Genomic DNA, 23583 nt, shown 5'->3' with positions numbered 1-23583 from the left:
ATCGCACTGAGTCACATTTATTGACTGACGAGCAACCGTTAAAGAGGTTTCCGTGTCCCGTACAATTATGTTAATCCCTACTGACACCAGCGTTGGTTTAACCAGTGTCAGCCTAGGTGTTATCCGCTCCATGGAGCAAAAAGGCGTTCGTCTGAGCGTTTTCAAACCTATCGCACAGCCACGTCACACTGGTTCTCAGGATCAAACTACTTCCATTATCCGTTCACACTCCAGCATCCATGCAGCTGAACCTCTGGATATGGCGTATGTGGAGTCACTGCTGACCACTAACAAAAAAGACGTATTAATGGAAGAGATCGTGGCGCGTTACCACGAAAACGCCAAAGATGCGGAAGTGGTTCTGCTCGAAGGTTTGGTTCCGACTCGCAAACATCCGTTTGCCCAATCCCTGAACTATGAAATCGCCAAGACACTGAACGCTGAAATCGTGTTCGTGACTGCCCTGGGGACTAACAGCCCAGAGCAACTGAAAGAAAGAATTGAACTAAGCCGTGCTGAATACGGTGGCAACAAGAACCAAAATATTATCGGTGTTATCGTCAATAAACTGAATGCACCGGTTGATGACCAAGGTCGTACTCGCCCAGATTTATCCGAGATCTTTGACGAATCAACCAAAGCGACGATGACCAACGTCGATCCAAAAACTATCTTCAAAAACAGCTCACTGCCCATTCTCGGTTGCATCCCGTGGAATTTTGACCTGATCGCGACCCGTGCGATTGATATGGCTAAACACCTGAAAGCTGACATCATCAATGAAGGTGCCATCGAAAGCCGTCGCATCAAGTCCGTGACTTTTTGTGCTCGCAGCATTCCTAATATGCTGGAATACTTCCGTCCGGGTTCTCTGCTGGTGACTTCTGCTGACCGTCCTGACGTACTGATCACGGCATGTCTGGCAGCCATGAATGGCGTTGAAATTGGTGCCGTATTGCTGACCGGTGGTTACTCAATTGATGATTCTATCCGTGAACTGTGCGAACGTGCATTCAACACCGGCCTGCCAGTTTTCACTGTGAAGACCAATACATGGCAAACTTCCCTGAACCTGCAAAGTTTCAGTCTGGAAGTGCCCGCCGATGACCACGAGCGCATCGAAAAAGTACAAAACTACGTTGCACAGCACATCAGCAGCGAGTGGATCGATTCTCTGGCGGCTGCATCAGAGCGTCCAAATCTCCTGTCTCCGCCTGCTTTCCGCTATCAGTTAACCGAATTGGCTCGTCAGGCTGGCAAGCGTATCGTTCTGCCGGAAGGCGACGAACCACGTACCGTCAAAGCAGCGGCTATCTGTGCTGAACGTGGCATTGCAGAATGTATCCTGCTGGGTGATCCAGAAGAGATTCGTCGTGTAGCGGCGGCTCAAGGTGTTGAACTGGGCGCAGGTATTGAGCTTGTTAACCCTGCGTCAGTACGTGAACGCTATGTGCCACGTCTGGTTGAACTGCGCAAGAACAAAGGCATGACCGAAGTTGTTGCCCGCGAACAACTGGAAGACAACGTCGTTCTGGGCACCCTGATGCTGGAACAAGGCGAAGTTGACGGTCTGGTTTCCGGTGCGGTTCATACCACAGCAAACACCATTCGTCCGCCATTGCAGTTAATTAAAACTGCACCAAATAGCTCTCTGGTTTCTTCTGTCTTCTTTATGTTGCTGCCAGAACAAGTGCTGGTTTACGGTGATTGTGCGATCAACCCAGACCCAACCGCAGAACAACTGTCCGAAATCGCAATCCAATCTGCGGATTCGGCGAAAGCATTTGGTATTGAGCCTCGCGTTGCGATGATCTCTTACTCCACCGGTAACTCTGGTGCAGGTAGCGACGTTGAAAAAGTGCGTGAAGCAACCCGTTTAGCACAGGAAAAACGCCCAGACCTGATCATTGACGGCCCATTACAGTACGACGCGGCTATCATGGCAGATGTAGCGAAATCCAAGGCACCGAACTCACCGGTTGCAGGACAGGCAACCGTGTTCATCTTCCCAGACCTGAACACCGGTAACACCACTTACAAAGCGGTACAGCGTTCAGCAGATCTGGTCTCTATCGGGCCAATGCTGCAAGGCATGCGCAAACCCGTTAACGACCTGTCCCGTGGCGCACTGGTTGATGATATCGTTTATACCGTTGCACTGACTGCAATTCAGGCAACTCAGCAAGAAAACGCGTAATTTTCTCGCTGCATAAACATGAGATAGCCCTACGCTGTTAGCATAGGGCTATTTTTTGTCTGCTGATGATCAGTAATTCTTTTCAATGGTTCAGGGGGGCAGAAACTTTCTGTTTATACACAACTTGCCTTAAAATAGTATTCTCCCCGCCAAAATCCCCATTTATCACTTTTGTCTGGTTCTAATACCATGTAACCTCTTTGATATCCAAACCCATATTGAAAGTAAACATTTCTCGCAGCAGGCTCTGGTATTAGTTTGATATTCCCATTTTTACCCAGTGTTTTTGATTTGTTTACCGCATATTCCATTAGAAAAATCCCACTATTTCTAATACCTATATGGGTAGCAAACTCTATAATAGAAGAAGGTTCTGTGACTCTTTCCTTGTTGTTAGAAAATATCAACATACCAATTGGTGTTCCTTGAAAAAACATAACAAAGGAATAATACTCTATTGAAGCGGAAACACCGGCAAAATTACTTTCTAAGAGACAAGAGATGTGGGAAAGTATTCTATAGCTAGCCTTATACCTCGAATTCCATCGTTCCTGCTCCCGACTTAATTGTCTGTTCTGATTCGCACTTATCAACCAATCAGCATTAATCATGTTCGTTCTTATTTGATTAGCAATACATAAAGCCTCTTGAAGCCCAACCTCTCTGATAGTGATAAAATCTTTAATATTAGATCCCCTGGAAGACATATTTATTAAATTTGACTCACTACGCGTCAATGGTCCCGTTATATCTGGGTCCAAGATGCTAAAAAATTTGGATTCAAGTATCATGATCTATCTCCCAATAATATAAAAAATATCTTCATAGGATCTGTTTAATTCAATTTACTATTTCTTGCTGAATTTTCTGTTTTTCCCGATGTTTTCTCATTCGCCACAACATTTCCAATATCACAAACCACACCGGCGTACCATATAGAGCAATACGGGTGTCATAATCAAACACCATGATCACCACCGTAAAGGCAAAAAATAGCAAGGTACACCATGTCATAGGAATGCCCATTGGCATTTTATAGATAGATTTTTTATGCAGGTCAGGACGTTTCTTGCGATAAGCCAGATAAGCAATCAGTATCATACACCAGCTATAAATCACCATAATGGCTGCCACAGTCGTAACAATAGTGAATAATTTCATGACATTGGGGATAATAAATAGCAAGAATACGCCACTTGCCATACAAAGCACCGAAAATATCAAGCTAAATATGGGAACGGCACTGTTGATTGAAAGTTGCCCAAATTTGCGGTGCGCCAGCTTTTCCGTGGACAAACCATAAAGCATACGGGTACAGGCATATAACCCACTATTGGCCGAGGACATCGCCGAAGTCAGGGCAACAAAATTAATCACCGCTGCTGCTGCTGGCAACCCTGCCAATGCAAACAACGTCACAAAGGGACTCACTTCCGATGAAATCTGTGGCCATGAGGTAACAGCAATAATGCACATCATGGAAAGCACATAAAAGATAATGACCCTGATCGGAATACTGTTGATCGCTTTGGGTAAGATTTTCTCTGGCTCTTTGGTTTCAGCCGTCACAGTGCCAACCAGCTCAATACCGGTAAAAGAGAAAATCGCAATCTGAAAACCCGCCAGAAATCCCAATACGCCATTGGGCAGAAAGACTTCAGGCTCCGTCAAATGGTTTATAGAAGCGGTCACACCATTGGGAGAAGTCCAGCCGACAAAAACCATACCAATGCCAACGATAATTAAAGCCACTATCGTCACCACTTTAATCATGGCAAACCAGAATTCCGTTTCACCAAACAGCCGTACTGAGAAGAAATTACACAGGCACATCAATGCCAAAATAAACAGTGCCGTTAACCAAAGCCAACTGTCTGGGAACCAATACTGGATATAACCACCACATACCACCACATCTGCGATGCAACTGACGATCCAGCTCATCCAATAAGTCCATCCCAGAAAATAGCTGGCCTTATCCCCAAGATAATCCGCGACAAAATCAGCAAACGTCCTGTAATCCAATTTGGTGAGCAACAGTTCCCCCATTGCCCGCATGACCATAAAAGCAAAAAAGCCAATCAAAAGATAAGTCAGGATAATTGAAGTCCCTGATACTGCGATGGTTTTCCCTGCTCCCATAAACAATCCTGTCCCAATGGCACCACCAATTGCGATCAACTGAACATGGCGCTTACCCAATCCACGGTGCAGTTTTTGCTCATCGGCTGATTGTTCCACCGGTGTTTTTAATGATCTCGTCATCAATAACCTCTACGGCTTGCTGTTTTATGAATTGATTAGGTTAATTTTTCTAACAACAGTCCTGCCCGTAGCCCAACAGCAACATGAGCGTTGGGAAACAGGATAAAGTTGGCAGGCGATTCAATCTTCCAGGATTGATATTGCTGATGGGCGATATCAAAACCTTGCGGCAATTCAGTGAAATTTTTTGTATCTTCTGGGATATTGAGCTGAAAACTGTCATGTTGTTTGATAATTGCATCAACCACACGATAGCGTTTAAACGCCGCTTTAACGCGTTTACCTGAAGGCAATCCAGCAATCAAATCCTGCAAGGCCGTGGTAATATTGCTGAACCTGGTTAAATCATTTTGTCCAAAAGGCAGCGCCTTACCGATCTCCAGCGTGCAACTATCCACATTGTAATGTTCGCTGGTAAAGTGACTGAACGTTCCCCCTGCTGTGTTATGAAATACCAAGGCATCGAGATCGCTATCTTCCAGCCATTGTAAAAAATCCGCAGCATATTCACGTGCCTGGTATGGCAATAGGGCGAACTGTTCATGACAGGAACCTCGGATTGCAGTATGAAGATCAAGGTGCCGATATTGCGTTGATGCCATCACCGCCGTTTCATGAAAAAATCGCTGGATAGCAGACTCCAATTCCATTGCCCGCTTCGATTCATTCCCTAAAGGAAAATTTTGATAACGGCCACCAAACATACGGTTGAGATCATAATCAATATATCGTTGCCCTGCCCGCATGGCGGGTAAATTGCCAAATACCAGCAGAAGATTATGTTGCAATGGCAATTTTCCCTGAGCCAGTTGTGATAATAACTGGATAAGTATTTCTACCGGTGCCGTTTCATTGCCATGAATTCCGGCGGAGATAATCAACGTATCGACAGATTTTTCTTGTGAAGAGGCCCTTGTTACTTGTGGTCGTTTTTGCGGTAATAACTGTAATACCCCTTCCGCTAGCCATGATGACTGAATCGTTGGCGGAAAAACCAAGTTATTTTCGATCTTGTTTTCAAGCAATAAAGTCAGTAAATCCATTTCATCTCCTGATTAATTCTGAAATTCATAAATCGAACCTAACTTAAGGATCTGTGTCAGTTCATCAAGGGCAAAATAGACCTCCCTCAATAGCTGCGGATCAGCAAGATCAGCTACATACAAGGAATCCCGATAATGGCGTTCCACCCATGCCGCCAGGCGTTGATACAATTTTGGTGTCATCAAGGTAGCTGGATTGACTGCTGCCAACTCTTGTTCATTTAAAACAACCCTGAGTCGCAAACAAGCCGGTCCACCGCCATTGCGCATACTTTCTCGCAAGTCAAAAAAGTGGAGTTTATTGATGGGAGAGTTTCCTTTTGCAATCAACTCTTGCAAGTAAGCTGAAACATTGTGATTTTGGCGGCACTCTTCCGGTAAAATCAGCATCATGTTGCCATCCGGCTGGCTCAACAGCTGGCTGTTAAACAAGTAAGATTCGACCGCATCCTGAAGGGTGACTTGCTCCATAGGCACTTCAATCGCCACCAAGTTGTGCCCAAGCCGCGCCATTTTCTCCCCCAACTCGGTCAATACTGCTTGCTGATTTAAAAAAGCCTGCTGGTGATGAAAAAGAACATGACGGTTACTCACTGAAATGACATCGTTATGAAACACACCACTATCAATGGCTACGGGATTTTGTTGGGCAAATACCGTTCTGGAGTCCTCTAATTGATGCAGGCGGGCGATTGCCTGGCTAGCTTCCAGTGTCTGCCGAGGGGGATAACGCTTAGGTACAATCCCTTCCTGCAATGCCTTGCGTCCGTAAACAAATAACTGCACACCAGCTTCGTCATATTCGCCACAAAAACGATTGTGGTTTGCCGCACCTTCATCTCCCCAATCCACATGTTGTGGCAGAGGATCATGATGAACAAAATAGTTTTGCGCTGGGAAAGTTGCTTTCAGAGCTCGTGAAGTCGTGGTGCTTTCCAGCGAACGATGCAGCTTGTTATTTAAATTTGCTACCGTGAAGTGGACACGTTGATCCGCACTATCTGCTGAAGGAGAAACCGTTGCCGCATTTGCTGTCCACATGGAAGAGGCGGAACTGAGATTAGACAATAACAACGGAGAATATTGTGCGACTTTATTTAATACCTGTTCGTCACTGCCGGTAAACCCGATCTGTCGCAACACGGGCAGGTTAGGACGCTGTTGCGGGGGCAAAACCCCCTGTACTAACCCCATATCAGACAACGCCTTCATTTTCATCAATCCCTGAAGTGCGGCTTTACGCGGATTAGATTCTTTCCCTTGATGATTGATGGACGCTTTATTCCCCGTTGACAGGCCGGCGTAATGGTGTGTCATGCCGATCAAACCATCAAAATTTGCTTCAATTCCTGACATAACCACCTCTGACATCCGATTGATTGATGAAAAAATTAAGTCCTGGTGCCGGTGTTTCAGGCAACACTAAACTTTCCGTCGTCAGGGAAGCCATCGGCCAGGCGCAATAATCCGCGGCATAATAAGCACTGGGGCGATGATTACCAGAAGCCCCAATACCACCAAACGGAGCCTTGCTGGATGCGCCTGTCAGCGGTTTATTCCAGTTCACGATCCCCGCTCTCGCCGCTTGCATTAACTTCTCAAACAGGCCGGGATCAGGAGAAATTAGCCCGGTTGCCAGTCCAAATCGGGTATCATTTGCCATTGAGATGGCTTCATCGAAAGTGGTATAGCGCTTAACTGTCAACAGAGGCCCAAAATATTCTTCGTCAGGAATATCTTTAACATTGGTGAGATCAATGATGCCGGGTGTCATAAACGTCGAATGCTGATCAGGCTGGGTTAAGGTGAGCAAAGATCTCCCCCCCAGGGCCAATAACTTATTCTGAGCGTCCAGCAAACTCTCCACCGCCGCTAAAGAGATGACGCCGCCGATAAAAGGCTGAGGATCAGCATTCCAATGACCAGGCACAATCTGGCCTGCGGCATCAACTAACTGTTGGATCAACGCATCGCCCTTCTCTCCTTGCTTCACCAACAACCGACGGGCACAAGTGCAGCGCTGCCCCGCGGAGATAAAGGCTGACTGGATAATGGTGTAAACCGCGGCGTCAATATCATCATAATCGTCTACAATCAGGGCATTGTTGCCGCCCATCTCCAGAGCCAGCATTTTTTCTGGCTGACCTGCCAATAGGCGATGAAAGTGGAACCCCGTTGCTGCACTGCCTGTAAACAGCACACCATCAATTTCGCGATTATCCAGCAAGGCACCACCGGTTTCTTTGCCTCCCTGAACCAAATTCAATACCCCTACAGGCAATCCCGCTTTAATCCACAATTCCATGGTTTTTTCCGCCGTCAGCGGCGTTAATTCGCTGGGCTTGAACACCAATGTATTACCGGCAATGAGCGCAGGGACAATGTGTCCATTCGGTAAATGCCCCGGAAAATTATAGGGACCGAAGATAGCCATCACTCCGTGAGGACGATGCTGTAATATCGCTTTTCCGTCTGGCATCGGTGTTTCGGAATACCCGGTTCGCTGTAACCATGCTTCAATTGAAATAGCAACCTTGCCTATCATCGATTGAATTTCTGTCCGTGTTTCCCACAAAGGCTTACTGGTTTCCTCACTGATCACCTGCGCGATTTTTTCTTTTTCTTGAGTCAGCAAATCAGCAAATGTCTGAATAATCGCAATCCGTTTTTCAACCGCCAATCCAGACCATGCAGGAAATGCTTTACGGGCGGATTGGCAGGCTTCAACTACCTGATGCTCAGCAGCACCGTTCGCCTGCCATAAGATCCGCTGATCTACAGGAGAATATTTAATAACAGGCAGGCCCTTCCCTGCTATCCACTCACCGCCAATGTAATTTGCTTGATGATTCATTGTGAAATTCCTCAATTGCAACAGCGCTTAATGACAACGTTTTTAATGGTGAAAACCGCTAAGAGAAAAGAGAAACGAAGCGTACCGGATCGCCATCATCCACATGCAGTACTGCCATTTCTGCGGAGGTAAGCAGCAATTCATCGCTATCCAAAGATTCAGAAACAGACAACAGGAGTGCTTTAAACGATTGAAAATTCAGGTTAGAGACAATGCATTGTACGCCGCCCTGCGATCGGGAAACCTGATCGTTTCTTTTAACATGCACAAGCCGGCTGGCTCTGATTGTCCGTACATTGTCAATTTCGGCATCAAGGATAGCGCCCGCATCAAAAATATCGACCGCATCGTGATAAGCAAATCCCTCTTTTTCCAAAATAGCGCGGGCAGGCAGCGTATTTTCATGTACCTGACCAATGGTCTGGCGTGCTTCTTCTGGTAACAAAGGGACATAAATGGGATGAAATGGCATCAATTCTGCAATAAACGTTTTGGAGCCAATGCCCGTCAAGTAGTCAGCTTCAGCAAAGGAGACATTAAAGAAATGTTTCCCCAGAGCATCCCAGAATGGCGATTCACCCTGTTGATTCGCAACGCCACGCATTTCCGCAAAAATGCATTTTGGAAAGAGAGGCCTGAATGCGGCAATAAACTGCAAGCGGCTTCGGGAAAGAAAAACACCATTGCCTCCGCCGTGATAATCGGGATCAAGGAATAACGTACACAATTCAGTGCATCCGGTATAATCCTGCCCGACAACCAGCGTTTCAAATGTGTTATAGACACCCAATTCACGGGAAGCTCGCACTGATCGATGTACGCGAAAATTGTAAAAAGGCTCTTCCAGCCCAACAGCAACTTCCAGCGCACTGACACCAACAACACGATGCTTTTCCGTATCTTCCAAGGTAAATAAAAATCCTTGTTGTGCTCGTCCCTTTGCATCGTTGAAAGAATCAATACTGCGTGAAATCCGTGCTGCCAGATATTCCTGATTATTGGGTAATGTTGTCAGGCCAATTCCTGCACGGGACGAAAGATTGAGGATATCCCCTAAATCTTCATATTGAACGGGTCTAAATAACATCATGATATCACCTCAAATCGGCTTTATTCCTGAACAAATCGCCTGAGGGCGTTTTCAAGGCGGATGAAACCGTCATTGATATCCTGCTGTTCGATATTTAATGCAGGAGCAAAACGCAACACATTGGGACCGGCTATCAAAGCAATCAATCCCTCTTCCGCAGCGATATTAGTCAGGTTTTTCGCTTTACCCTGATATTTTTCAACCAACTCAGCGCCCAACAATAACCCTTTACCGCGCAATTCACTGAATACTTGATAACGTTGATTAAGCTTGGACATCCTCCTCATAAATTCATGGTGACGCTCTTGCACCCCAGCAAGAAACTTCGGTTGGTTCACCAACTCGACGACTTTGTTAGCAACGGCTGCCGCCAGCGGATTTCCACCAAATGTTGTACCGTGTGATCCCGGCTGGAAAGCCTCTGCGATATGTTGCCTGACCAACATGGCACCTATCGGGAATCCACCACCCAGCCCTTTGGCACTGGTTAAGATATCTGGCTCTACCCCAATCCCCTCGTAGGCATACAAATACCCAGTGCGGCCTATACCCGTTTGGATTTCGTCAAAAATCAGCAACGCTTGATATTGATCACATAATTCCCGTAATCCTTTTAAAAATGCCGGCTCGGCAGGGATCACCCCGCCTTCCCCAATGATCGGTTCAACAATCACAGCACAAGTTTTTTCTGATATATGGGCCTTGATAGTATCGATATCATTAAATGGCAGGTGAGTAATTTGCTGCGGCAATGGCGCAAAATCTTGAGAATATTTAGGTTGCCCTCCGACAGTCACAGTAAATAATGTTCTGCCGTGGAAGGAGTTCTCAAATGAAATAATTTCGTTCTTATGATCTCCATATTTATCTAATGCATATTTTCTGGCAATTTTTAATGCAGCTTCATTTGCTTCTGCTCCCGAATTACAGAAAAAAACCTTATCTGCGAATGTATTTTCAACCAGAGATTTCGCCAGTTTTAAAACAGGTTCATTTGTATAACCATTACCAATATGCCATATATTTTCCATTTGAAAATTTAATACATTCTTTAATTCATCATTAGCGTGACCAAGTGAATTCACCGCAATTCCACCAGCAAAATCAATATATTCCTTACCATTCTGATCCCAGACACGTGAGCCTTTAGCGACGACAGGGATAAAATTTGCCGGTGAAAAACAGGGAACCATATACTGGTCAAACCAATTTCTTTGGATCGTGTTCAACATTTGTGTTTCCTCACATGATTAAAATATAAAAAAATAAGGAATCATTTTATATACGTATTAAACTTCAAGTTGCAATTTACAACGCTCTATGAAACCTGATCTCTCCCCCGCTTCGCGCACACGCATATTGAAGTGAGATTGGTATATATTATTAAATTTAACCTTTAATGATGGGGCTTATTTAAATTATCAATTCATTGTTTCGATAAGTTCTCAATGGCATTATTACAAGGTTCTTTTTGATCTTGTTTGTTCATGAATTGACCTCATAATCCCCCTGAGATTTAACAAAGTCAACACAATAAAGTCACAATTAATTTACTTTATGATGTTTTTCACAATTTATAAAAATGCCTTTATTCTCAGTTTATGCATCGTTTATGCATAAAAAAATAAATAAAAAGAGGTATGGAATTGAGGACAGTGGAAGTGATGTCTTTCTGTTCAATAATTATTCAAAACAAGAGTTATAAGTTATACCAATAAGTTAAAAAATGTATTTGCAATTGATGATTTTTATCCTACTAAACAAAATAATCATTTAAATCAATAAATTACAAATAATCGCACCCATTTTTAATGAATACTCAGGGCAACTTTGGCCAATCAACATACATGATAACCTGTATTCTGCCATGGCGAATTTATGAGCACTTTGGTGGCGTGGATATTACACAGACTGCATCTCTGATAGCGATCAGTTACAAATTGCTGGATGAACCCACCCGCGTGAAATCTGTTGCGCGCCATTGAGGAAGCAGGAGGTCATGTTCAGGCTGGTAGCTATTTGATAAAGATTGCCTGTTGTGGGATGTGAAATTTCCGTCAAATTGTATCGTAGAGGCAGAACTGCCTGAAACCCAAGGAAACTGGAAACTTAACGGTGATAATATACCCGAAGACATGATCCACCCCGCCATCTCAGCGCGTAGAAATCGCCTGGAAATCGGCTCGGGAAATTACAGTTTTTCTTTGGGCTGGAGTCAATAAATCACTTATTGTATCCGGAACAACTTCTGCTGGTTTATTCGGGGGTTATTACTATTAACAAATTGCAATTTACAACACGATATGAAACCTGATTTCTCCCCCGCTAAGCGGGGAAAAATCACACGCATTTTAAAGTTGGATTGGTATAAATAGATTTTCATAATACTGATAGTATCAGATATTGGAGTTCCTTACCCTGCGCAGGGTAAGGAATACTCCTATCATTTTGAAACGCTATTTATATTAAATAACATATCTATTAACTTTTTTATTACCATTCATAATCTTTGGCCTTCTATTACTTGGAAGCAAATCATTTATTAATGGAAAAATAGGAAAATACGCTTATTTCCAAACTTAATAAGTTTAAACGATAGGAAAAATATTATCTTTTAATCTATTTTTGGTTTTATAACCTATAAATATTTCTTTGTGATTTAGACCATATTGAAAATCAGAGAATAGATATCAGAATAGGCTATCTCTCCTTTTATAAGTATTTATTAACTGATTAACCAATTAAATTATGACAATAGGAATATTCAACCAAATAAAAATTGGGTTATTGGGCTGGGCTATCTTTGTTGTACACATCGCACAAGCCGATGAACTTCCTTTTAATCATCAAGCGCAAGAACCGCACCTGGCATCCCCGCCAGCGATACTGGACAGTCAGCGTCAACAGCAAAAAATATTGCTGGATGATGCCCAGCAACAACGGGAAGATTTGCGGAAAAAATCGATTATTCCCGAACAAACCATGGAGAGTGAGCAGACCATTGATACTCAGTGCGTTAACATTAACGAAATCCTATTCCAAGGCGCAGAGTCCTTATCCATATCTGTACAGCACACAGTGACCCAGCCTTATGTCCATCGTTGCGTGACGCTGACTGAACTTAAGCAGTTAGTGCGGGCAGTCACCAACGCCTATATCACAGAGGGCTATATCACTTCACAAGCCTACCTGCCTGAACAAAGCCTCTCTGATGGCAAACTCCGTATTACGGTAATAGAAGGCCGGATTGATGCCATTGAAATTGATGGAAAACCGCCACGTATGGCAAAGATGCTGTTTCCGGGGATAGTGGGAAAGATCCTAAATTTGCGCGATATTGAACAGGGACTGGAGCACCTTAATCGTCTGGCTTCGTCCCGTTTCACCATTGAGATCAAACCGGGTGCACAACCCGGGTACTCTACAGTGCATATTCGGCAGCAAGCCCGTCGCTTTCCGGGCAGGGGATTGATCAGCGTCGATAACAGCGGTCAAAAAGGGATAGGCGAATATCAGGCAAGTGCCGGATTGGTATTGGATGCCCCTTTGGGGCTGGGGGAACAATGGTCATTCTCCTGGCTACAGGATACGGATTTTAGGCCGGCGGGACATAGCCGTAGTCTGGCGCTGTCAATGAGTGTTCCTTATGGCTATTGGACCGCACGTTATCACTATTTTTACCATACCTCGCGGCAAAAACTGGCGATCATGGGAAAAAATTATCCCTATGACAGTGAAAACCAGACACATCAGCTTGACATCACCCGCACACTTTATCGGGATGGAAAGCAAAAATTCGGTTTACAAGCCGGCGGACGCTATAAGGCAGTGAAAAACGCAATTGCCGATCAAAAACTCTTTTTAAGCAGTCCGGTGATAAAAACAGCTTCTGTAGGCGCCCAGTACAGTACCCTATTGGGTGGCGGTTATTTTACCTTCAGACCCGCCTTTGAGTATGGAAACGCGGTCACATCCCCTCCTCTCGCAACCCGAAATACCTTCCGTAAATTCAACTTAAGCAGCAGTTACTATTACCCTCTCTCCCCCAATACCGCGTATTTAACCTCATTTTATGGGCAGTTGAGTCCTGATGATCTGCCTTCCCCTGAACGGCTGTCTCTGGGGGGATTGTACTCGGTACGTGGATACAAAACCCAATACCTGAGTGGTGACCAGGGGTTCTACTGGAGACAGGAGGTCACCCATCAATTTGACGTCGGTCAGATTGGTGCACTGACGTTTATGGGGGCATTGGATTATGGCCATCGGGTTGGGCAGCCTCGTTATGGCGTGGCAAAGGCGCATTTATTGGGCGGTGCTCTTGGTGTCACGCTGACACAACAGGTGATGTCATCCCAGCTCATGATTGGTAAGCCACTGTATTACCCGCACACGCTAAAGCCTGATGCATGGTCGTTTTATGCCAGCGTTTCACTCGAATTTTAAGTTAACCCTGATAAGAAAAGGTAACCCATGATGTCTCAACAAAACTCATCAAAAATGAAGTGCCTGATTTATCTAATTACTTATCTGACAGCGGTGTATCCACTGCATCCCGCGATAGGGAAAACCAATCCTGACGCTCGCGGGCTACAGGAAGGGGATATTGAGAAGTACTATTACGAGGACCCGGTAACAGGCAGCCAAATGTATTCTCATGTTATGAATATCCCCAAACCGAATACGGCAGGTGTGAGCCATATTTATTACGGTAATTTTGTGGTGCCTGGGGGCATGGGAGTGATATTAAATAACGCGAACACGGACACACAAACCGAACTGGCCGGGAGAATTCGGGCAAATCCGAACCTGATTAACGGTAAAGGAGCAGACCTGATTATTAATGAGGTGATGGGTCCCGACCCTTCTGAGCTGGCAGGCCCTCTGGAAGTGGCGGGGCAAAAAGCCCGGGTTGTCATTGCCAACTGGAATGGTATTACCTGTGATGGTTGTCGTTTTATCAATACTGCCGGGGTGACATTAACGACCGGGGAGCCGATGGTTGATAAAAATGGGGCACTGGCCGCCATCGGCGTGAGAGAAGGACACATTACTATTGGCGAGCGTGGATTGGATGCACAGTCAGCAGACTATGTTGATATTATCAGTCGTGCGACGACCCTTAACGGCGTAATAAAAGCCAAAGACCTGTCGTTGGTACAAGGGGCTAACCTGTTTGACTTTGAACATGGAAATTTTCCCGTTAAAGGAACAGGAGAAGTTCCCAAACTTGCCATTGATACACGGGCGATGGGAGGCATGTATGCGAATAAAATCAGCCTGGTGGGAACGGAAACCGGCGTTGGCGTTAATCTCGCCAATTTGACCACTCACCAAGATGGTATCCGTTTGACTGTGGATGGCAAAATCACCCTTGGGAATGTCAACGCCAAAACCGATATTAATGTGAGTAGTAAAGACATTGACATCGTTAAAAACAGTCAGGTCAAAGCAGGGAAAGATATCACATTAGCGGCTAATACCCTGAACAATGCAGGTAAGGTGCTTTCAGCCGGGGATATGCGTTTATTTGTTGATCGTTTGGATAATCAAGGGGGAGAGGTTAGCCTGATTCAGGCCAATCGCAACCTGTGGCTGCAAAAAGACTGGGTGGGCAATCCAGCGAGTAGGGTTAACAACAATCGAGGAACGCTGCAAACCCAATATGGCGATATCGTCATGCGTACAAAAGAATTCAGTAATATTGAGGGGGGCCTTCTCGCTTCAGGGGCGAATGCTTATATCAATGCCTCTAATCTCACCAACAAAAACACCAGTCAGTTAAGCGCACGTAATAATCTTATTCTAACGGGTAACAACTTTTTCACGGGTAACCATCGTGACTGGACGGAATACAAACAACTCACCTCACTCCAGGGCCATAATATTGTTGTCGATTTTAAAAACAGGTTCGATTTGTTATCGGGCATGACATCAATCATCGGGAGAAATATCCTGCTTCATGCCGGTGAAATGGCCGGTCCCGGTTACCTTAAAGTGAAAGCGGACAATGAACTGTCAGTCATCGCTGACCGTAACATGGCTATTTCCCAGGGAATGATGCATGCAGATAATAATCTGGTATTGGTTGCCGGCGAGAATATCAAGCTGGACTCCGCAACCCTGACAGGGAAGAACGATGTTGAACTTGTTGCGCGTGCTGGAAACATCACGGTGAAAAATGGTGTGACCGCGGCTGATAACAATTTACGGATATCAGCGGGTAACAATCTCGAGGTCATTGGGCTTCGGTCAAATCAGGCAAATAACATTACGTTAAATGCGGGAAATATCATTGATGCACAAGACGCAGAATGGGAAGCAAAGCATGATCTGACATTAATTACCGGTCAATACATCAATACCAAAAACGTGGTATTGAAAGGGGACAATGTTGAATATGCCGTGCGCGAAGGCAACATCACATTAGGCAACGGTCATGGCCCCTCCATTTCAGCCACTCACAATTTACGGGTGTCGGCGGGTAAAGATTTGTACTTCTACACGGCAACTCAGCCCAATGCGTCCTATGACCTGACATTAAGCGCCGGCCATAACCTGGATGTTACCCCCACACTTCAGAATTGGAATGTGGGTCCATTGAAGACGACGGGCAGTATTAATTTGTTTGCGGGCAATGATATTAAGTTACTCAGAAGAGAGATCGACGCCGGACAACACATCACGTTGGGCGCAGGGCGTGATATTGATATGCATGCACATGATGCCGAAGATGTGCCTTTAGATGAAGCCAGCGCCAGAATTTTGGCGGGTAGCGCCCGTATTACTGCCGGCGATCACCTGAAACTGAGTGCAGGCCGGGATATCGTTGGCCGGTTTGCTACATTAACCTCGAGCAGAGGGGATATCTCCGTTAATGCGGGGCAAGACGTGGTCTTCCTGGCACAAAAATATTCGCCTGACCACGCAGCAGATTATAAATCCTACGCTGCTGGCATCAGCACCCTGAATGCAGCCCAGAATCTTACCCTCTCTGCGGCCGGGAATTTATTAACCTATGGCTCAAGCCTGACATCCGGTCGTGATATGACGCTCTCCACGGGCGGAAATATCCGCTTCGAGTCGGTACAGGAACATATCGAAGACGGCAACAGTGAACGCTTCACACAACGTGTTAGCCAGCTTAAGAGTGGCGGTGCATTAACGATGCATGCCCAGGGCAGTATTTTATTTCAGGCAACCGCGTTGATGGCTAAAGGGGCAATGGATATTGCTGCCAAAGGGGGCGTTCTCTATGCGCAAGCGATGGAAGAGTCATATAAATGGGAAGATAAGGAAAGGAAATGTGGCGGTTTTTTAATCTTCAGGAGCTGTAAGGAAGCAACCCGGATAAAACATAACTCAACGAGCAAACCGGCTGAGTTTATTGCGGGTGGTGATATTACCCTGATGGCAAAAGACGATGTGACATTGGAAGCGAGCCGGATTGACACCAACAAAAACGCGAAAATTACCAGCCAAACAGGAAAAGTAAACTTCAGGGCGATGCCAAATACCGCGTTTGAACGAACTGTCTCCGTGTCAGAAGGTTTTTTTGTTACACACCGTGATAAAGGCAGTAGTGAGAAGGTATGGTCCATACCGTCAGTGCGTGTTGGCGGGACATTGACGGTGGAGTCAGGGCAAGGTGTCAGTGCGGATGTAAAAGTCAAAGAGGGGCAGTTACTTGAAGACGCGTTGGTGAGGCTCGGCAATACCCCGGGGACGGAATGGCTGAAAGATCTGCACAATCGTCATGATGTTCAGTGGAGTCTGGTTAAGGATGCTTACAGTAGTTGGGACAAGAAAAGCCAGAGCCTGAATCCGGTTGTGGGGGCTGTGATTGCGATTGCCGTTGCGGCGGTAACCGCAGGCTCTGGTATGGCTGCCTGGGCGGGAGAAGCTGCGGTGGGAGCGACCGGGGCAACAGGTGTTACGGCGAGCGCAGTTTATGGGGCGGCTTATAGTGGCATGATAGGGTTGACTTCGCAGGCAGCGGTTGCCTTAGTTGAAAATCAAGGCAATCTCTCCAGGACACTGACCGCGCTGGCAAAGCGTGATTCCGTAAAATCTCTCGTAACAAAAATGGCAATGGGGGGGACATTGGCTGGTCTGGATCACTCAATGGGATGGGGAAACATCGCAGGAGAGACCGGGGTTGTTGATCCTGCCAAGGCCCAGCTTCCTTTGGTGAATAGTGACTGGATTAAGGTAGCCCAGCGTGTTGCCGCGCATTCTATTGTGAGTTCAACACTAGGGACAGCCATGAATGGCGGCAGTTTTACGGATAATTTGAAAACAGCATTCTTGAATAATATTGGAGACCAAATTCAGGCGCAAGGGGCCAAACTGGTTGGTGATAACGGGGAAATTTTAGGGCATGCCGGTAAGACGCTCAGTCATGCTGTTGTCTCAGGGATCAGTGCGGAAATTGCAGGTGGGGATGCTAAAGGGGCTGTTGTCGGGGCTTTAGCGGCTGAATTTGCTGCAATTACAATGGAAAACAGGTTGTTTGAACCTGCGTATAAAAATGAATCAATACGCCAGCTTTATAAAATTCAGGAAGCATTAAGAGGAAATGAAGCCAAAGCCCAATTGGCTAAGTTTATTGGCGCATTGTCGGGGGCATTAATTAGTCATACCCCAGAAGGAGCTTATCAGGCAGCGAGTACCGCAGAACTGGTTTATCGTAATAACTGGACTGAGCATATGTGGTCTTGGTTGGTGCTTGAAAACCAAAAAGACATACTAGCGGCAGCGAAAGGGGATAAAGCCGCCGCTGAACGTGTTGCTGCTCGGCGAGATGCAGCGATTGCTGTGACAATCACAGCAGCAGGTGGCTATACTACTACTATTGGTGGACATATATTAGTCGCCGGCTCTGCAAGATTGCTCGCTGCGGGGCGTGTCGCTCTTCAAAGCTGTAAGGCCAATCCTTTGTTATGCCTGAACCAGGCGTCAATTGCAGCTCTTGATGCGGCAGCACCCGAAGCTGCCATAGGTACGGGTGTTTTGACAAGTAGCTCCATCTTGGTTCTGGGCAAAAGCAAAGAGAGTACGCGTGCACTGGCAAAAGCCCTGAATGAATCAGGAGAAACTTTTTCAAAGACGGGTAAATTAGAAGGAAAATCGCTCTCCCAGATCGTTCAGGCTGAAATTAAGAATGATGCGCTGTCAAAACCGACTCTTGATGCTCTGGAATCAATCAAGAGAACACATAAAGAAAACGTGTTTAAAATTTTTGACAGGAACAACACTGAAAGTGAATTGACTGTCTTTGGACAGAAATTTAAACAAGTGTACGGTGATGGGGGAAGCAATGCAGCAGGTACTGTTAAAGTGTTTGAAACCCAGAAATTGACTGAGCAGAATATCCGTGCTTACGCTGAAAGTTTAACAGGCGGTGTACCTCTCACACAAGTTCCTAATAAACCAGGATTTTATTTTGCCAAACTCGCTGATGGCAGTACCATAAACCTGCGTGCAGTTTCAACCAGCGCAGATAAAACCAAGGCACGCTGGACGGTTGAAATTGTACGCGATAAACAATTTCAAGTTAGTGATGATGCTAAAAGAAACGTGGAAATAAAGTTTAGGTAAGGGGGAAATATGCTATTTAGTGAAAGTAAGTATAAGTTATTTTTGGAAGGATTAGAAGGATGCTCTCCTAGCCTTGTGTGGGCAGCAATGGAAGCAAAGAGTTTTGGCAAGACTGATTTTTCTTATAAGGATAAGCAAGACTATTTTTTTGAGTTTCTTGAGTTACTGTTAAAAAATGGCAGGATTAAGCTCGCCAAACATGGCGAATTTCTGGCGGGAACTATTGATGAACAGTTAGCCCGCTTGCGGGCAGCTTTCCCTGAAACGGAAGAAGAATTATATGATGGACTCTGGTTTGCTTTTGAGGAATGCCCGGGGGGGATTGTGTGGATTTTGGAGAGCGGCGAGCTGTATTGGACGTGATTTTTTGAGTGAGTGACAGTTTTTCAAATCAAGCTGTGTGGATGAAAAGATCCCACAGCTTTCTTTTTTGTGTGAAAGAATTGTAATTATCTGGTGCTTTCACTTTATTCCCCCGCCTTCCGGTTCATATACATTCCTAATAAACCAGATTTTTTGCTAGACTAGAAGATAGTTCTGCCATAAACCTGCTAATAAGGGGGAAATATGCTATTTAGTGAAAGTCAGTATAAGTTATTTCTGGAAGAATTAGAAGGAAGCTCTCCCAGTATTGTGTGGTCAGCAATGAGAGCAAAGAATTTTGGCAAGACTGATTTTTCTTATAAGGATAAACAAGACTATTTTCTTGAGTTTCTTGAGTTACTGTTAAAAAAAGGCAGGATTAAGCTCGCCAAACATGACGAATTTCTGGCGGGAACTATTGATGAACAGTTAGCCCGCTTGCGGGCAGCTTTCCCTGAAACGGAGGAAGAATTATATGATGGGCTATGGTTCGTTTTTGAGGAATGCCCGGGGGGGATTGTGTGGATTTTGGAGAGCGGCGAGCTGTATTGGACGTGATTTTTGGTCACGTATTCAAAATGTTGATTGGTCTTAAATATAATATTCTCTTTCGATAAAAGTCCCGATGACTTTGTCATGCATTTCCGGTGATTTTGAATAGCCTAATGTTTTACGATTCAGCCGCTTAATTCGGTTTCTAAGGGTGAGGTTTTCACGTTCAATACGCTGCGTAAAACTTTTTCCGATGAGGTGTTTATCCGTGGGCAACAAGGTGTAAGCCTTGAATTTATCGGTACACCAAAAAGCGACGTTAAAGTGCGATAATTTTTTGAGCAGTTTCTTCAACGTCTTTTTGCTTCGTCGGCCGAAAGTATGGGCAATAATACGCTTCAGACGAGGCTCCCAAGCATACCATAACCAACGTTGTTGCTTTTTATTCCCAACAAATGACCACATCTCATCGACTTCACAGATGAGCTCAATTTCCACCTGTTCCAGCGGTAATGTGGTTACACATCGTGGGGACAATTTTTTAAAGTGCGAACGACAGCATTAATACTGATATGTAGTGCCCGTGCAGTGTCACGGATACCGGCATTATTCATGGCAAGATCCACAACTTGTTCTTTTATGCCCGTCCGGCAAGCACGATAAGCATATTCAAGCTGAAAAGTACGGCGACAAGACAGGCAACGATAACGCTGACGTTCACCTTGACCCGTGCCATGTTTTCTTACCGATTCGGTTTGTTGACAAAATCGACATTTCACTTCTACCGTTGCCATCTGATTTCCTGAAAAAGTGAGGAGTATACATGAGAAACAACAAATTGAATACGTGACCGGATTTTGGAGAGCGGCGAGCTGTATTGGACGTGATTTTTTCATTGACTGATATATCAATGGACTGTGTATCAGCTGGATTATCAATTCCAGCTATAAAATTTGGGATATTATATAGTGAGATAATAAGGGAAGTCCGTTTTACCTATTCTACTTTTACGTAAAAATCTAATAGTACTATCGAAAAAACTAATATTGATTTTAAATGGTGACCAGTATGAAAAATATAGGATTTCATGGCGGTTGTACTATGGTGGAACTTGGTTCAAGCGCTGATATGGTTGAATTTTTCAATTTGTTGAATCAAGGTGTTGATAATATAGGAGAGCAAAAACTATTATCTCAGTTTTATCTTCGTTACCTTCCTTTTGAAGATTTGGATAATATGTTGTCATTAATAAAAAATCAGGATAATTTTTCTGGAGATTTATTACAAAAGTTTCAAAAGTATTTTGAAGGGCTTGAGCATTGTATAATATCAGCTAAGGGATTTTATGAAGATTTCGGCACTTATAGTCCCGTTAAGGTGATTGTGACAGATATTCCATATTGTATCACCGAGATAGACAGATCGCTTGAGGAATATGATGCTTTGGGGGCAAATGAACTCCCGTTCTGGTTACGTTATGAAGAAAATTAGCCATGTAGAAAAATACTTTTGTCTGTTAATAGCAGTGCCATTCCTCCGTCTTATCATCATTCAAATAATTTACCTATATAATCATACATAGTTACCATTCATATTGGAATAATCTTTATCACGATTATATTTATTAATATTGCCATACTATAAATCACACTTGCAGTTTTATAAGAAAAAAATAACCATAGTGGATTGAGTAAGCAGAAATATGAATTTTCATATTAATTATAACCTTCGACAATGGCTTGTTTTTTATGACTCTAATAGCTTATTTATATCGTCAATCTTGGGTATTACTGTTGGTATCGACAATAAGCGCATTAATTAGTGGGTTTGCCGGTGCTTCGATAGTCGGGATGATCAGTCAAGGAGTAACAGAAGAGATTAACCTGATTACATTTCTTTGGAGCTTTTTTGGCATCTGTTTTATTTTTTTTATTACTAAAACCGTGTCAGAAATCACATTATCTCACTTAGCCCAATCCACGGTTTTTTCATTACGTCTAAGTTTAAGTAATAAAATTTTGCGGGCGCCACTCAAAAAACTGCATAAACTTGGGCGGCACGGTTTATTGGCGGTTTTAACCAAAGATGTCGATGTTTTTGTCCATTCCTTTATGTTGGCCCCCTCTGTTTTTGGTAATATTACCCTAATCATAGCCTGTTTTGGTTATTTGGCCTGGATGTCCTGGCAACTGTTTCTCATTTTAGCGGCACTCAGCCTTATCGGAATGTATGTGTTTTATCTGTGGGAAAAATATCCATTACAATTAATGACAGATATGCGTGATCAAGTAGATAAAATATACCTTAATTTCCAAAGCCTGATTGATGGTAGTAAAGAGCTGCAACTCAATAAACAAAAAGGTCATCTTTTCATTAACAAAGTGATTGCTCCTGCCGCCAAAGTATTCCAGGAGATCTGTACTAAAGCGAACTCCAGCTATGCCTGGGTGATTAATTCCAGTTCTGTTACATTTTATGTCATGATTGGTATTATTATTTTTGTTGTCCCGATTTGGCTTCCCCAAGAACCAGCAACATTGGTGACTGTATCGCTGCTTGTTCTCTTCTTATCAGGCCCCATCAGTGAAGTTATTGGAGCAATTCCAGAGCTGAGAGAAGCGGAAGTTTCATTGAATAAAATGCGGCGTCTTGACAGCCAATTGGATGAAGCTCTATCGGTACAAGTTGAAGGCACGAATCCATTTAACAAGCAACAAGCCATCGAGATTGAACTGAAAGATGTTGTCCACCATTACACAACGGATAAAGAAGATCGCCAGTTTGCACTCGGTCCATTAAGTTTGAAAATATCGCAAGGCGAAATTGTTTTTATCGTCGGTGGGAATGGTAGTGGGAAAACAACGCTCGCCATGTTGCTTGTTGGCCTGTTTGAGCAAGAATCCGGTACTATCTCATTAAATGATGTGCAAGTAACATCAGCGAATAATGAACATTATCGGCAACATTTTGCTGCTGTTTTTTCTGATTACCATCTATTTGAGCAGTTACTCAACAGCGATGCGAATGTCACCGAAAAAGCAACACATTATATTGAAGCATTAAACATGACACACAAAGTTAAAATCGTTGATGGCGGATTTTCCACCACAAATCTTTCCGCAGGTCAACGGAAACGACTGGCTTTAGTTTCAGCTTATCTGGAAGATCGTCCTATTTATCTGTTTGATGAGTGGGCAGCCGACCAGGACCCTGTGTTTAAACGCTTATTCTATACTGAGCTGCTGCCAGAATTAAAAGCCAGAGGTAAAACTGTCCTGGTTATTAGTCATGATGATGCTTATTTTAATATAGCTGACCGCATTATCAAATTAGAAGATGGTCATATTAAAGAAGTGGATCATAAGGACCATTATATTCAATAAAATGAAATAAAGCTTATAGCAAAGAGCCTAATAAAATAGGCTCTTATTTCACTTTATACCCCCAAAAAAGCTTACTGAACAAAAAATCACCAATGGCAATAAATTTTATCACATAATGCCTATAATAAAATTAGACACATTAGAAAAACATTATTAGAAATGTGTAATAGGATTATTTAATGTAAAATTATCTAATTTTGTAATAAATATAATTTTCTCAGCGGCAAGAAGAGATTGAATAAATATAAAAATAAGACTGTTCTTTTTTATTAGAATGGTCAGCTATTTTTATTATT

The 23583-nt window shown here is 44.1% G+C and carries 16 protein-coding genes; 8 read left to right on the top strand and 8 right to left on the bottom strand.

From position 1 onward, the window contains the following. Nucleotides 1-52: 52 nt before the first annotated feature. Nucleotides 53-2197, top strand: a complete 2145-nt coding sequence (gene pta, locus ACSJJG_RS06730) for a phosphate acetyltransferase (protein WP_481088860.1) — start codon at nucleotides 53-55, stop codon at nucleotides 2195-2197. A gap of 113 nt (nucleotides 2198-2310) precedes the next feature. Here the strand turns inward: pta and ACSJJG_RS06725 are convergent, their stop codons facing one another. Genes ACSJJG_RS06725 through ACSJJG_RS06695 form a run of 7 tightly spaced genes read right to left on the bottom strand, consistent with a single transcriptional unit; the run spans nucleotide 2311 to nucleotide 10681 of the window. Continuing rightward, nucleotides 2311-2988, bottom strand: a complete 678-nt coding sequence (locus ACSJJG_RS06725; RefSeq protein ID WP_189759310.1) for a hypothetical protein — start codon at nucleotides 2986-2988, stop codon at nucleotides 2311-2313. Between the two features lie 49 nt (nucleotides 2989-3037). Next, nucleotides 3038-4462: an amino acid permease gene (locus tag ACSJJG_RS06720; protein WP_189759311.1), complete on the bottom strand. Its 1425-nt coding sequence runs from the start codon at nucleotides 4460-4462 to the stop codon at nucleotides 3038-3040. 35 nt (nucleotides 4463-4497) lie between these two features. Further along, nucleotides 4498-5505: a succinylglutamate desuccinylase gene (gene astE, locus ACSJJG_RS06715; RefSeq protein ID WP_189759312.1), complete on the bottom strand. Its 1008-nt coding sequence runs from the start codon at nucleotides 5503-5505 to the stop codon at nucleotides 4498-4500. Between the two features lie 12 nt (nucleotides 5506-5517). Beyond that, nucleotides 5518-6861 carry an N-succinylarginine dihydrolase gene (gene astB / locus ACSJJG_RS06710; protein ID WP_189759313.1) on the bottom strand — a complete coding sequence of 448 codons (1344 nt, stop codon included), beginning with the start codon at nucleotides 6859-6861 and terminating at the stop codon, nucleotides 5518-5520. Then, complete coding sequence (gene astD, locus ACSJJG_RS06705; protein WP_189759314.1) at nucleotides 6848-8359, bottom strand: succinylglutamate-semialdehyde dehydrogenase; 1512 nt, start codon at nucleotides 8357-8359, stop codon at nucleotides 6848-6850. The genes astB and astD overlap by 14 nt, the downstream gene beginning before the upstream one ends. Before the next feature lie 58 nt (nucleotides 8360-8417). Continuing rightward, a complete protein-coding gene (gene astA, locus ACSJJG_RS06700; protein ID WP_399478001.1) occupies nucleotides 8418-9446 on the bottom strand; it encodes an arginine N-succinyltransferase in 1029 nt (342 codons plus the stop codon). Nucleotides 9447-9469: 23 nt separating this feature from the next. Then, nucleotides 9470-10681: an aspartate aminotransferase family protein gene (locus ACSJJG_RS06695; protein WP_189759316.1), complete on the bottom strand. Its 1212-nt coding sequence runs from the start codon at nucleotides 10679-10681 to the stop codon at nucleotides 9470-9472. A gap of 615 nt (nucleotides 10682-11296) precedes the next feature. Here ACSJJG_RS06695 and ACSJJG_RS06690 point away from each other — a divergent pair. The 5 genes from ACSJJG_RS06690 (at nucleotide 11297) to ACSJJG_RS06670 (ending at nucleotide 19970) form a co-directional block, all read left to right on the top strand. After that, nucleotides 11297-11434 (top strand): hypothetical protein, encoded by a 138-nt coding sequence (locus tag ACSJJG_RS06690; RefSeq protein WP_189759317.1) that lies wholly within the window; start codon nucleotides 11297-11299, stop codon nucleotides 11432-11434. 763 nt (nucleotides 11435-12197) lie between these two features. Further along, a complete protein-coding gene (locus ACSJJG_RS06685) occupies nucleotides 12198-13895 on the top strand; it encodes a ShlB/FhaC/HecB family hemolysin secretion/activation protein (RefSeq protein WP_189759318.1) in 1698 nt (565 codons plus the stop codon). 27 nt (nucleotides 13896-13922) lie between these two features. After that, entirely contained in the window at nucleotides 13923-19049 is a 5127-nt protein-coding gene (locus tag ACSJJG_RS06680) for a DUF637 domain-containing protein (RefSeq protein WP_282885482.1), read from the top strand. 9 nt (nucleotides 19050-19058) lie between these two features. After that, nucleotides 19059-19412, top strand: coding sequence for a DUF596 domain-containing protein (locus tag ACSJJG_RS06675; protein WP_189759320.1), 354 nt, complete (start codon nucleotides 19059-19061; stop codon nucleotides 19410-19412). Nucleotides 19413-19616: 204 nt separating this feature from the next. Continuing rightward, nucleotides 19617-19970 (top strand): DUF596 domain-containing protein, encoded by a 354-nt coding sequence (locus ACSJJG_RS06670; protein ID WP_189759321.1) that lies wholly within the window; start codon nucleotides 19617-19619, stop codon nucleotides 19968-19970. A gap of 33 nt (nucleotides 19971-20003) precedes the next feature. Here the strand turns inward: ACSJJG_RS06670 and ACSJJG_RS06665 are convergent. Beyond that, a protein-coding gene (locus ACSJJG_RS06665; protein WP_189761441.1) for an IS1 family transposase occupies nucleotides 20004-20698 on the bottom strand; the annotation gives its coding sequence in 2 pieces (ribosomal slippage) (nucleotides 20004-20449 and nucleotides 20449-20698; 696 coding nt in all). 274 nt (nucleotides 20699-20972) lie between these two features. On the opposite strand from ACSJJG_RS06665, the gene ACSJJG_RS06660 reads away from it, so the two are divergent. Further along, on the top strand, nucleotides 20973-21395 hold the full coding sequence (locus tag ACSJJG_RS06660) for a hypothetical protein (RefSeq protein WP_189760532.1): 423 nt from the start codon (nucleotides 20973-20975) through the stop codon (nucleotides 21393-21395). Nucleotides 21396-21652: 257 nt separating this feature from the next. Next, nucleotides 21653-23287, top strand: coding sequence for a cyclic peptide export ABC transporter (locus ACSJJG_RS06655; protein ID WP_481088859.1), 1635 nt, complete (start codon nucleotides 21653-21655; stop codon nucleotides 23285-23287). Nucleotides 23288-23583 lie beyond the last annotated feature (296 nt).

This window comes from Xenorhabdus sp. SGI 60, assembly GCF_056632175.1.
The sequence above is the reverse complement of the archived record's forward strand: the minus strand, read 5'-3'. Positions and strand labels throughout refer to the sequence as shown.